Annotated in this window: 8 protein-coding genes; all 8 read right to left on the reverse strand. The window is 61.4% G+C overall.

Going from position 1 to position 12,510, the window contains the following annotated elements; genetic code table 11:
- Nucleotides 1-73: 73 nt before the first annotated feature.
- Nucleotides 74-1,690: an ABC transporter ATP-binding protein gene (locus AC1RTB_RS18435; RefSeq protein WP_492880084.1), complete on the reverse strand. Its 1,617-nt coding sequence runs from the start codon at nt 1,688-1,690 to the stop codon at nt 74-76.
- 1 nt (nt 1,691) lies between these two features.
- Nucleotides 1,692-2,810: an ABC transporter permease gene (locus AC1RTB_RS18440; protein ID WP_492880083.1), complete on the reverse strand. Its 1,119-nt coding sequence runs from the start codon at nt 2,808-2,810 to the stop codon at nt 1,692-1,694.
- The gene (locus tag AC1RTB_RS18445) at nt 2,803-3,726 is read right to left on the reverse strand and encodes an ABC transporter permease subunit (RefSeq protein WP_492880082.1); all 924 of its coding nucleotides are present in this window, start codon (nt 3,724-3,726) and stop codon (nt 2,803-2,805) included. The genes AC1RTB_RS18440 and AC1RTB_RS18445 overlap by 8 nt, the downstream gene beginning before the upstream one ends.
- A gap of 63 nt (nt 3,727-3,789) precedes the next feature.
- Nucleotides 3,790-5,382, reverse strand: coding sequence for a peptide ABC transporter substrate-binding protein (locus tag AC1RTB_RS18450; protein WP_492880080.1), 1,593 nt, complete (start codon nt 5,380-5,382; stop codon nt 3,790-3,792).
- 189 nt (nt 5,383-5,571) lie between these two features.
- On the reverse strand, nt 5,572-7,206 hold the full coding sequence (bglA, locus tag AC1RTB_RS18455) for a beta-galactosidase BglA (protein ID WP_492880079.1): 1,635 nt from the start codon (nt 7,204-7,206) through the stop codon (nt 5,572-5,574).
- A complete protein-coding gene (gene glgX / locus AC1RTB_RS18460; RefSeq protein ID WP_492880078.1) occupies nt 7,203-9,218 on the reverse strand; it encodes a glycogen debranching protein GlgX in 2,016 nt (671 codons plus the stop codon). Before glgX ends, bglA begins: the two co-directional genes overlap by 4 nt.
- A gap of 217 nt (nt 9,219-9,435) precedes the next feature.
- Nucleotides 9,436-11,064 carry an alpha-D-glucose phosphate-specific phosphoglucomutase gene (locus AC1RTB_RS18465; RefSeq protein ID WP_492880077.1) on the reverse strand — a complete coding sequence of 543 codons (1,629 nt, stop codon included), beginning with the start codon at nt 11,062-11,064 and terminating at the stop codon, nt 9,436-9,438.
- Nucleotides 11,065-12,510, reverse strand: coding sequence for a glycogen synthase GlgA (gene glgA / locus AC1RTB_RS18470; protein WP_492880307.1), 1,446 nt, complete (start codon nt 12,508-12,510; stop codon nt 11,065-11,067).

The following is a 12,510-nucleotide window of genomic DNA, read 5'->3' on the forward strand; positions in this document are numbered from 1 at the left end:
CGTCGAAAGCGACATCCGGGCCGATCCAACACTTTGAAAGAAGCGCCTGCGCGAAAGCCTCGCGCAGGCCGTTTCATGCCGACAAGCGGAATTTCGTCTCGTCGATCGCCGCGGCCATCAGGGTCTTGGTGTAGGCCTCGCGAGGCGCATCAAATATCTCCTCGGTCGGCCCCTCCTCGACGATCCTTCCCTGCTTCATCACGATGATGTAGTCGGCCATGGCCCTGACCACGGCCAGGTCGTGACTGATGAACAGATAAGAAAGGTCGTGGTCGGCCTGCAGCTTGCGCAACAGCTCCACGATCTGCTTCTGCACCGAACGGTCGAGCGCCGATGTCGGCTCGTCGAGCACGACGACCTTCGGCTTGAGGATCATCGCGCGCGCGATTGCGATGCGCTGACGCTGGCCGCCCGAGAATTCGTGCGGATAGCGGTTTCGCGTGTCAGGCGAAAGGCCGACCTCGAGCAGCGCTTCCACCGCCCGCTTGTCACGATCCTTGGACGACAGCGATGGCTCGTGCACAAGCAGCCCTTCGGTGATGATCTGCCCCACCGTCATGCGTGGAGAGAGCGAACCAAATGGGTCCTGGAAGACCAGTTGCAACTCCCGGCGCAGCGGGCGCATCTCGCTTTTGTCGGCCTTAGACAAGTCCTGGTCGGCAAAGCGGATCATGCCCTCGCTCGGCAGCAGCCGGAGCAAGGCCCGACCGAGCGTCGACTTGCCCGATCCCGATTCACCAACGATGCCGATGGTCTGGCCGCGCTTGAGCGTCACCGAAATGCGATCGACAGCCTTGAGCAGCATCGGCGGACCGGCAAGGAAGCCACCGCCGATCTTGAACTCCACCTCGACATTGCGCCCTTCAAGCAGGATCGGCGCTGTGTCTGCGGGTGCTGCCTTGCGGCCGGTCGGCTCCGCGGCAAGCAGCATCTTGGTGTAGTCATGATGCGGGTTGGCAAACAGATCGTCCGCCTTACCCTCTTCCACCACCTCGCCATACCGCATGACATAGACACGGTCGGCAAAGCGCCGGACGATGCCAAGATCATGGGTGATGAAGACGATGGCCATGCCGAGCTTGCGCTGCAGTTCGGCAAGCAGCATCAGGATCTGCGCCTGGATCGTCACGTCGAGAGCCGTTGTCGGCTCGTCGGCGATCAGAATGTCGGGATCGTTGGCAAGCGCCATGGCGATCATCACGCGCTGGCGCTGGCCGCCCGACATTTCGTGCGGATATGACTTCAGGCGCCGTTCCGGGTCGGGGATCTTGACCAGTTCGAGCAGCCTCAGTGCTTCGGCACGGGCCTCCGCACCGCTCAGCCCGCGATGCCTACGGATCGGCTCCATCAGCTGGTTGCCAATTGTGTAGAGCGGGTCGAGCGAGGTCATGGGCTCCTGAAAGATCATGCTGATCTTGCGGCCACGGACCTTGTTGAGTTCCGACTTGTCGAGCGTCAGCAGGTTCTTGCCACGATAGTCGACAACGCCGGTGGCCTCGCCATTGGATGCCAAAAGGCTCATCGCCGCCATCATCGTCTGGCTCTTGCCGGAGCCGGATTCACCGACCACGGCAACCGTCTCGCCGGCGTCGACGTGAAGGTTGATGCCCTTCACCGCATCGACAACGCCGTCAAGCGTGCGGAAGCGGACGCGCAGGTCCTTGACCGAAAGGATCGTTTCTCCAGCCATCTCACCTGTCCTTCGGATCGAGAGCGTCACGAAGTCCGTCGCCGATGAAATTCAGCGCGAACAGCGTCGAGACCAGGAAGAAGGCCGGGAACAACAGCAGCCAGTTGGCTGTGCCGATGTTCTTGGCTCCAGCGGAAATGAGCACGCCCCAGCTGGTCATCGGTTCCTGCACGCCGAGCCCCAGGAACGACAGGAAGCTCTCCAGGATGATGACCTGCGGCACCAGCAGCGTCATGTAGATGACCACCGGGCCGAGAAGGTTGGGGATGACGTGCCGCAGGACGATGCCGCGCGACCCGACGCCGAGCGCTTCCGCCGCCTGGACATATTCCTGCCTGCGGATCGACAACGCCTGGCCTCGCACGATGCGCGCCATGTCGAGCCACAGCACCGCTCCCACCGCTAAAAACATCAGCACGAAGTTTCGCCCGAAAAAGACGACCAGCATGATGACGAAGAAGATGAAGGGCAGTGAATAGAGCACATCGACGATGCGCATCATCACCTCGTCTGTCTTGCCGCCCAAGAACCCAGCCGTCGCGCCGTAGGTAACGCCGATGACCACCGCGACGAGACCGGCCAGAAGGCCGATCGCCAGTGAGATGCGGCCCGCCATCAGGGTTCGCGAGAGCAAGTCACGACCGACATTGTCGGTGCCAAACAGGAAATACTGTTGCTTGACCGAGGCGCTCATCACCGCCGTCAAACCGTCTGGCGATGTGCTTTCCAGTTTGCCATCGTCGAAGGTGTCGGAACGATCGAGGTAGCGGATGTTGCGGGCATCGAGCGGCTTTGACGACGTCACCGTAATGAACACGCGCTCGCCTTCCTGCCGCCATTCCTTGACGTCGACACGCATCCGCTTGACGGCGTCACTCATCGCCGTTTCGATCATGTCAGGCTTCGGATAGGCAGAAAAGCTCGGTGGGATTCTTACATAGTCGGGATAGATCGTTGTGTATTGATGCGGCACGAAGAGCGGGCCGACAATGCACACGATTGCCATCGCGATCAGATAAAAGAGGCTGAACATCGCAGCCTTGTTGGCCTTGAGGCGCGCCCAGGCGTCTCCCCAGAGCGAGCGCCCAACGACCGGTGCGGTGATGGCTATATCAGTCATATCGCACCCTCGGATCAAAGAAGGCGTAAAGGACATCGACGATCAGGTTGAAGGCGATTGTAAACAAGGCAATCACCACGACCGTGCCCATCACCAGCGTGTAGTCGCGGTTCAGCGCCGCATCGACGAAGTAGCGACCGACGCCTGGAATGGCAAAGATGGTCTCGACGATGATCGAGCCGGTGAGCAGTGCGGCCGCTGCCGGCCCGGCATAGGACACGATGGGCAAGACAGCGCCTCTGAGTGCGTGCTTGACCACCACAGACCAATCGGAAAGGCCAAGCGCTCTAGCGGTCCGGATGTGATTGGAATGCAGCGACTCAATCATCGAGCCTCGCATCAAGCGAGCAACAATCGCGATCTGCGGCAGAGAAAGCGTCAGAATCGGGCCGATCTTGTTGATCAACGCGCCATCGCCCCAGCCGCCGATCGGCAAGAGCTTCCAGGCCAAGCCAAAGCTCAATTGGATGATTGGCGCAATGACGAAGGTAGGGATCGTGCTGCCAGCCGTCGCCAGCGCGATGACCGTGTAGTCGCCCCACTTGTTCTGGTTGAGGGCTGCGATCACGCCGAGCACGGTTCCAACTGCAAGGGCCAGCAGCAGAGCTGAAAGGCCGAGCTGAATGGAGATTGGCAGGCCCTTGGCGAAGAGCTCGCCGACAGTAAAATCAGGCAGATTGTAGCTCGGCCCGAGACTGCCATGCAGCAAGTTGTTGAGGTAATTTAGATATTGCCTCCAGAGCGGATCACCCAGGCCGAATTGAGCTTCGAGATTTGCCTTGATTTCCGGACTGAGCCCGCGCTCCTGATTGAAGGGGCCACCGGGAGCAACCCGCATCAGGAAGAACGCCAGCGTTACGATTACGAATAGCGTTGGGATGGCGGTCAGTAACCGCCTGAGCACATAGAGCAGCATTTTTTCCCGCCTAGTGTAAGCAGAATCCGCCGCTCCCGAGCGGGAGCGGCGGCTCGGCTAGACTTAGTTTTTGCTTATGAAGCGGGTCGGATGCCGATCCATCGCATTGTCCTCAAAGCCAGCGAGCTTCGGGGAAACAATGTTGTGGTAGTTGTAATAAAGCAGCGGAATGTTGCCGACGTTGTCGATCAGAACCTTCTCCGCATCGCTGAGCAGCTTGTAGCGCTCTTCCGGCTTGCTGCCGGCCGCTGTGGCCGCAGCCATCAGCTCTTCAAACTTCGCATTGTTGAAGTTCGAGTAGTTGTGGCCATCAGCCTTGAGCGAGATTTCAAGGAAGGTTTCCGGGTCCTTGTAGTCTGCGATCCAGCCAGCACGGGCCACGTCGAAGTCACCCTTCTGTTCCAGGTGTCCATAGTGGGTCTTGGTGTCGGTGTTAAGCAGCGACACTTCGATGCCGAGCGGCTTGAGCTGTTCCTGGATAGCAACCGCCGTGTTCTTGTGGTTCTCCGAGGTGTTGTAACGGATTTCCATCTTCAGCGGCTTGTTCGGACCGTAGCCGAGCTTTTCGAGGACCTTCTTGGCCTCGTCTTCACGATCGATCTGTGACTTTTCAGCATAAGCGGCGACCGACGTGGTGTAACCCTCAATGCCCGGGGGCACCATCGAGTAGGCCGGCGCCATGGAATTGTTCCAAACCTTCTCGGCGAGGAAGTCACGATCGATTGCCATCGAGACGGCGTTGCGCAGTTCGACGTTATCCCAAGGAGCCTTGTCGGTCTTGATCGCGTAGTAATAGGTACCGAGATACGGAGCCACGCGGACCTGATCGCCAAACTTCGTCTTCAGATCGGCAAGCTGCTCGGTCGGAAGATCGTCATAGCTGTCGAGCTCGCCGGCTTCATAGCGCTTCATCGCCGACGAACGGTCTTCCGTAGGAATGTAATTGACAACGTCGATCTTGACGTTGGCCGCGTCGTAGAACTTCGGATTTTTGACCAGCTTGATGTGATCGTTCGGGACCCATTCGGCCAAGGTATATGCGCCGTTGGAAACGAGGTTGCCCGATTTAACCCAATCGGCGCCGAATTTCTCGATAGCCGCCTTGCTGACTGGATATGTCGACTGGTGGGTCAGGACCTCAAGAAAATACGGTGTCGGCGCGACCAGAGTGATCTCAAGCGTGTTGGCGTCAATCGCCCTCACACCAAGCTCTTCCGGCTTCTTCGTGCCAGCGTTCACTTCCTTGGCATTTTTGACCTTCTGCAGCATCGATGCGTATTCGGCCGCAGTCTTGGGATCCTGGAGACGCTGGAACGCGAATACGAAATCCTCGGCTGTCACCGGGTTGCCATCAGACCAGGTCGCGCCCTGGCGCAGCTTGAAGGTATAGACGGTGCCGTCGTCTGACACGGTCCAGCTCTCGGCCGCTCCCGGAATGACTTCAGACTTTGCATCTTCCGTCACCAGACCAAGAAACATGTCACGCAGGATGTGGGCTTCGTAGACAGTCGAAGTCTTGTGTGGATCAAGCGATTCCGGCTCCGCCGCGCTGCCGCGATTGTAGACGACCTCGGCAAAGGCCGGCATCGAAATCGCGCCAGTGGCCAATGCAAGCGTCGTAGCAAACACTGTCGCTTTCAGCATGTTCTTCAGCATGTTTTCCTTCTCCCAATTAGGCGTGTTCCCCGTAAACACGGCCTCGCCTGGTTAGCGCCCGAATGCCGGATTTTTCCGGTTTCGTTGAGCGAGCCGGCAGCTCCCTACCGCCAGCGGTGGCTGACACTAGACACGACTTTTTTTATTTTCAACACGACTCGTGCTCACCTAAAGTCAACTTGAGCGAGTTCAAACCAAGCGCGCGATAAAGTAAGCGAGCGGCGCCAATGTGATACGGCCTTCATCGTATTCGCCTGAAGCTCCCGGAAACGCAGATAGGCTCAGGCCGCCAAGCCGTGCAGGAACTGGCCATGACGCGGTTTTTTCGGCAAAATTGAAAATGCAGAGAAGCCGCTCGCCCTCCGACTCCCTGACGAAAGCGAGCACGTCGCCCTCGGCCCCCAGCAGCGCAATCGAGCCGTGGACAAGTGCCGGAAGCGTCCTGCGCGCGGCAAGCACAGCACGGTAACGAGCCAGTACCGATTCCGCGTCGCGTTGCTGACGGTCGACCGCGAGGGCACGATGCTCGGCCGGAATCGGCAGCCACGGCTTGCCGTCCGTGAAGCCGCCCTGCTCGGCCTGCGCCTCCCACACCATCGGCGTGCGGCAGCCGTCGCGGCCCTTGTAGCCCGGCCAGAAGCGAATGCCGTAGGGATCGCGCAAATCCTCGAAGGCAAGCTCAGCCTCCTCGAGGCCAAGCTCCTCGCCTTGGTAGATGCAGATCGAGCCGCGCAAGCAAGCGAGAAGGCCAATGGAGAATTTGGCTGTAGCTTCGGGATCGCCGCCGGGCCTTGTCCAGCGCGTCACATGGCGGATCACATCGTGGTTGGAAAAGGCCCAGCAGACCCAGCCGTCGGTCACCGCCGCCTCGAAATCGGCGATGCATTTGCCGACATGTTCGGCCGAGAATTTCGGGCCCAACAGGTCGAATGTGTAGCACATGTTGAGCTTGTCACCGCCCGACGTATAGGCCGCTACCGTCTGCAGCGAACGCGTGCCGTCACCGACCTCACCCACCGAACCGCGCCCGTCATAGCAGTCGAGCAATGTGCGGAAACGCTTGAGAAAATCGATGTTTTCGGGCTGCGTCTTGTCGAAGAGATGGTCCTGATATTCGTAAGGATTGGGCTCTTCGTTCTCGCCCGCGATGCTCTTCGGCAAGGGCGGGTTGTCGCGCAGCCATTTGTCGTGGACGTAGAAGTTGACCGTGTCGAGCCGGAAACCGTCGACGCCGCGATCGAGCCAGAAGCGCACAGTTTCCAGCAATGCTTCCTGGACCGCAGGATTGTGGAAATTGAGATCGGGCTGCGAGGCGAGGAAATTGTGCTGGTAATATTGCCTGCGCGTCGAGTCCCACTCCCAGCCGGGGCCACCAAAGATCGACATCCAGTTGTTGGGGGCGGTGCCGTCGGGCTTGGGCTGAGCCCAGACATACCAATCGGCCTTGGGGTTGTCGCGGCTGGCGCGGCTTTCGACAAACCAGGGGTGCTTGTCGGACGAATGCGACAGCACCTGGTCGATGATGATCTTGAGCCCGAGCCGATGCGCCTCGGCGATCAGTGCGTCGAAGTCGGCAAGCGTGCCGAACATCGGATCGACATCGCAATAGTCCGAGACATCGTAGCCCATGTCGGCCATTGGCGATTTGAAAAAAGGCGACAGCCAGACAGCGTCGACGCCGAGCGATGCGATGTGCGGCAGGCGCCGTGTGATGCCCGCAAGGTCGCCGCTGCCGTCGCCCGTCGTATCCTGATAGGAGCGCGGATAGACCTGATAGATGACGCAGCCGCGCCACCAGTCGGTTGCGAGCGTTGACGGCGTCATGGCTGTTCTCCTTCATTCGACGAACGTTCGATTGCAAAAGAGACGCTGCGTGCTGGCACCGCGAAGCGTTCGTTCGTCGGCTCCGGCCCATCGATTGCCGGTTGCCACAGGAAGCCGGGACGAACAGGCAGCCGAAAACCAACATCGCGCCGCGCACCATTGACCATCACGGCGAGCCGTCCGCCCAAAGCGTCGCCGTTTGCAATGAGCATCGTCAGGCGATGCCGGTCGGGCTCATGCCAGTTGGCGTCCGACATCGGCCGGCCAGCCTCGGTCAGCCATTCGACATCGGGCATTGGTGATCCGTCACGGGGCGTGCCTGTGAAGAAGTCCAGTTCCGCCAGCGCGGGCACTTCTAGCCTGAGCCTGGAAAGGCCGGCAACGAAGTCTTCAAGCGCGGTGTCGCGGTCGGCCCAGTCGAGCCAGGTCAGTTCGTTGTCCTGCGCATAGGCGTTGTTGTTGCCGCGCTGGCTGCGGCCGAACTCGTCGCCCGCCGTCAGCATGATCGTGCCGCGCGACGCAAACAGCGTCGCCAGCATGGCGCGCATATCGCGGTCGCGGTCGGCCACAATGTCCGGGTCGCGGCTTTCGCCCTCGACACCGTTGTTCCAGGAGAAATTCTCGTTGTGGCCGTCGTGGTTGTGCTCGCCATTGGCCTCGTTGTGCTTGCGCTCGTAGCGAACGATGTCCGCCAGCGTCATGCCGTCATGGGCAGCGACGAAATTGACGGTTCGCGTGTGCGCGCCGCCACCGAAAATGTCGGATGATCCGGCAAGCCGTGTTGCCAAGGCGCCGACAAGGCCACGGTCGCCACGCCAGAAGCGTCTGACGTCGTCGCGGTAGCGGTCGTTCCATTCAAGGAATTCCTGGGGGAAGCCGCCGAGCCGATAGCCATTGTGGCCGATGTCCCAGGGTTCGGCGATCAGGATTCGGTCGCCGATGATCTTGTCGTTCCGCATCGCCTGCAGCAGCGGCGCGTCAGTGGTGAACTCGCCATCGACCCGACCCAATACCGGCGCCAGATCAAAGCGAAAACCGTCAACGCCGGCATGCACGACGAAGTGCCTGAGACTGTCGAGGATCAGCTCCTGTACTGCCGGGTGAACGCAGGCGAGCGTGTTGCCGGTTCCGGTATCGTTGGCATAGCGGCCCGGGTCGTCCACCGCCTCGCGATAATAGGCGCGATTGTCGAGGCCGCGCAGGGACAGCGTCGGGCCGAGCTCGTCGCTCTCGGCCGTGTGGTTGAAGACGAGGTCGAGGATGACGCCGATACCCGCCTCGTGCAGCGCGGCTGTGGTCTTGCGCAGGTCGCCGATGCCCTCTGGCGCCAATCGCGGATCGAGCGCCATGAAGGTGACGGGATTGTAGCCCCACGCGTTGGTAAGACCCAGACGCGGCAGATGGCGCTCGTCCATCGTCGCCGTCACCGGCATCAGTTCGACGGCTGACACACCGAGCTTCAAAAGATGCTCGATGACGACGGGCTCGGCCAGCGCGCGGATGGTTCCGCGAAGCTTCTTCGGAATGCCCGGATGGGTCATCGAACAGGCCCGCACCGGCACTTCGTAGATAAGCCCGCCGAGCCGAAAGATCGGCGGCGCTGACGGCATGGTCCGAAGTGTGGTCGCTACAGCCTTGGGCATCAGATGGGCCGTGTCAGCGCCCTGCCCGCGTGGTGCAGCAAGGCGGGCATCGTATCGATAGGCACGGTCTATCCGGACAGCATATGGATCGACCAGCAGTTTGTCTGGATCGAACCAAAAGCCCTCGTCTGGCGCACAGCGCCCGTCGGCGCGGAAACCGTAGCGGGTTCCCTCCCCCAGTCCGGCAACCGACAGCGCAAAGACACCGTCGCCTTCGCGCAGCAACTCCAGCCGCTCGGTTTCGGCCTTGCCCTCGGCGTCAAAGACCGACACCCACATGCGTTCGGCGGAACTCGACCAGACAGCGAAACGGATGCCACTGTCGGTGACGGTCGCGCCGAGCGCTGTGTTGGCGCGACGCGAGTTCATTGGAAAGCGACGGCGAGGCAGGCCAATCTCCCCCCTTGCGGGGGAGATGTCCGGCAGGACAGAGGGGAGTGCGAGGAAACACACCCGATCCAGGATTGGCGGACTTGTCGCCTTTGGAAGATGCGCACTTCGCGGACCGCAGGCGCCCTACGTTGCCCCCCTCTGTCCTGCCGGACATCTCCCCCACAAGGGGGGAGATCAGCCGTCATCGGCAATCTCACGTAATCACGCTCGGCTTGTCGCGGCCGGTATGGCCACGGATGCCGGCAATGTCCTCTGCCGCCTGGATCAGGTCGGCTAGCGCTGCCTGCGTGTCGAGCCCATGCCGCCTCGGATCGGGCTCGTAGCGTTCGATATAGACGCGCAGTGTGGCGCCCGACGTGCCCGTGCCTGACAGACGGAAAACAACACGCGAGCCGCCTTCGAACAGCACCCGAATGCCCTGGTTCTTGCTGACCGAACCGTCGACCGGGTCGAGATAAGCGAAGTCGTCGGCGCTGGCGATCTTCATGCCTTGCACGCTCGTGCCCGGCAGCGAGGCCAGCTTGCCGCGCAACCCATCGACCAGCGCATTGGCGCGATCGGTTTCGACCTCTTCATAGTCGTGGCGCGAATAATAGTTCTGGCCATAGGTCGCCCAGTGCTTGGCGACAATGTCCTTGGCGCTTTCGCCGCGCACGGCAAGGATGTTGAGCCATAGCAGCACGGCCCACAGCCCGTCCTTCTCGCGGACATGGTCGGAGCCCGTGCCGGCACTTTCCTCGCCGCAGATCGTCGCCATGCCGGCGTCGAGCAGGTTGCCGAAGAACTTCCAGCCGGTCGGCGTCTCGTACATGCCGATGCCGAGCTTCTCGGCGACGCGGTCGGCGGCCCCGCTCGTCGGCATCGAACGCGCTATGCCCTTGAGACCCGACTTGTAGCCTGGTGCGAGATGGGCGTTTGCCGCCAGCATCGCCAGCGAATCCGAAGGCGTGATGAAGATACCGCGCCCGATGATCAGGTTGCGGTCGCCGTCACCATCGGAGGCCGCCCCAAAATCCGGTGCGTTCGGCCCCATCATCTCGTCATAGAGATGCTTGGCATGGACCAGATTGGGATCGGGATGATGGCCGCCGAAATCCTCGAGCGGCACGAAATTGCGTGCCGTGCCGTTGGCAGCGCCAAGCCGCTTTTCCAGGATTTCCTTGGCATAGGGACCGGTCACCGCATGCATGGCATCGAAACGCATGCGGAAGCCCGACTTGAACAGGGCGCGCAACGCGTCGAAATCGAACAGCGTCTCCATCAGCTCGGCGTAGTCGGTCACCGGGTCGACGATCTCGACCTTGATGCCGCCAACCTCGAAGGTGCCCAAGCGGTCGAGATCGACTGCGCCGACATCGGCGATCTTGTAGCTCGATATCACCTTGCTGCGGGCGTAGATCGCGTCCGTCATTTTCTCCGGTGCGGGACCGCCGTTTTCGGCATTGTACTTGATGCCGAAATCTTCGTGCGGGCCGCCGGGATTGTGGCTGGCCGACAAGATGATGCCGCCGAAGGCCTTGCGCTTGCGAATCAGGTGGGAGGCCGCCGGCGTCGACAAGATGCCGCCCTGCCCCACCACCACGCGGCCGAAGCCGTTGGCCACCGCCATGGCGATGACCTTCTGGATCACCTCGCGATTGTAAAAACGGCCATCGCCGCCGACCACCAGCGTCTTGCCGGCAAAACCTTCAAGCGAATCGAACACCGACTGGATGAAGTTCTCGGCATAGTTCGGCTGCTGGAAGACGGGCACCTTCTTGCGCAGGCCTGAGGTGCCGGGCTTCTGGTCGTCATAGGGCGAGGTCGAGACAGTACGAATCATTCAGGCATCCCTTTTTGAGAGAAGCTTGCGGTAAAGTGCGGCATATTTCTGGGCGCTTCGATCCCAGGAAACATCCGATTTCATGCCTTGCCGCTGCAGCGAGATCCAGCCGGCCGGATCGGCATAGAGCGCATTCGCCCGCAGGATAGCATGGTGGAAGGCACCTGCATCTTCCGGCGTGAACTGAAAACCGGTGGCGACGCCAGCCGCCACCGCCGCCTCGTTTGCATCGATGACGGTGTCGGCCAGCCCGCCGGTGCGGGCGACGATCGGCACGCAGCCGTAACGCAGGCCGTAGAGCTGGGTCAGGCCGCAGGGCTCAAACCGCGACGGGATCAATATGCCATCTGCGCCGCCCTGCAGCAGATGCGACAGCCCCTCGTCATAACCGATGACGACGCCAACTCGCCCACGATGGCGGGCGGCGGCGGCCAACAGCGCGCCTTCCAGCCCGGCGTCACCGGAGCCCAGGATCGCCAGCCGCGCGCCGGAAGCAATAACTGGATCGATAATGGAGACGAGGATGTCGATGCCCTTCTGCCAGGTCAGGCGGCTGACCACGCAATAGATCGGGCCATCTTCGCGATCGAGCGTCATGCGCTCCTCGATCGCGCGCTTGTTGGCCTTGCGCCCCTTCAAGGACTTGGCCGTGTAGGTCGCGGCGAGATGTTTGTCGGTCTCGGGGTTCCAGATGTCGTCGTCTATGCCATTGACGATGCCGTGCAATTCGCCGGCGCGCAGGTTGATCAGCCCGTCGAGGCCCATGCCGAAGGCCGGCGACCTGATCTCCTGGGCATAGGTCGGGCTGACCGTGGTGACCGCCCAGGCCGCCTGAAGGCCTGCCTTGAGGAAGCCCACGCCGCCATAATATTCGACGCCGTCCAGCGCCATCGCCTGCTGCGGGAGACCCAATCCATTGAAAATGCTCGCACCAAACTGGCCCTGAAAGGCCAGGTTGTGCACCGTCATCACCGAGGGCACATTCGCCGCTTCGCCGTAGCGCATATAGGCGAGTGTCATTGCCGACTGCCAATCATGCGCATGCACGATGTCGGGCTTGTAGTCCTTGACCGCGCCAGCGGCGATATCGGCACCGACACGGCCGAGTGCTGCAAAGCGCCGCCAATTGTCCTGCCAGTCGGCGCCTGTGGCGTCGCCGTAGGGACCGCCTGGCCGGTCAAACAGCTGCGGCGCGTCGAGCACAAGCAGATCGAGGCCGGCCACCTCGGCGGCGTACAGGCTAGCCTTGCCGCCCTGCAGCGCCACGTACTGATGAACCGGCTTTTTCTTCTTCAGCGCAGCCATCACCACGGGGTAGCCTGGCACCAGGCTGCGCGTGGTGACACCGAGCCCAGCCAGGGCCACAGGCAGTGCACCGGTCACATCGGCCAGCCCGCCGGTCTTGATCAGCGGAAAAATCTCGGGCGTGACCGAAAGCACCTGCAC

This window comes from Aminobacter sp. GW821-FHT11F06 (genome assembly GCF_058808215.1).

Bases quoted from the DNA above. Each gene is read 5' to 3' on its own strand.
- AC1RTB_RS18435 (WP_492880084.1), bottom strand. From the start codon at position 1,690: ATGGCTGGAGAAACGATCCTTTCGGTCAAGGACCTGCGCGTCCGCTTC.
- AC1RTB_RS18440 (WP_492880083.1), bottom strand. From the start codon at position 2,810: ATGACTGATATAGCCATCACCGCACCGGTCGTTGGGCGCTCGCTCTGG.
- AC1RTB_RS18445 (WP_492880082.1), bottom strand. From the start codon at position 3,726: ATGCTGCTCTATGTGCTCAGGCGGTTACTGACCGCCATCCCAACGCTA.
- AC1RTB_RS18450 (WP_492880080.1), bottom strand. From the start codon at position 5,382: ATGCTGAAGAACATGCTGAAAGCGACAGTGTTTGCTACGACGCTTGCA.
- bglA (WP_492880079.1), bottom strand. From the start codon at position 7,206: ATGACGCCGTCAACGCTCGCAACCGACTGGTGGCGCGGCTGCGTCATC.
- glgX (WP_492880078.1), bottom strand. From the start codon at position 9,218: ATGAACTCGCGTCGCGCCAACACAGCGCTCGGCGCGACCGTCACCGAC.
- AC1RTB_RS18465 (WP_492880077.1), bottom strand. From the start codon at position 11,064: ATGATTCGTACTGTCTCGACCTCGCCCTATGACGACCAGAAGCCCGGC.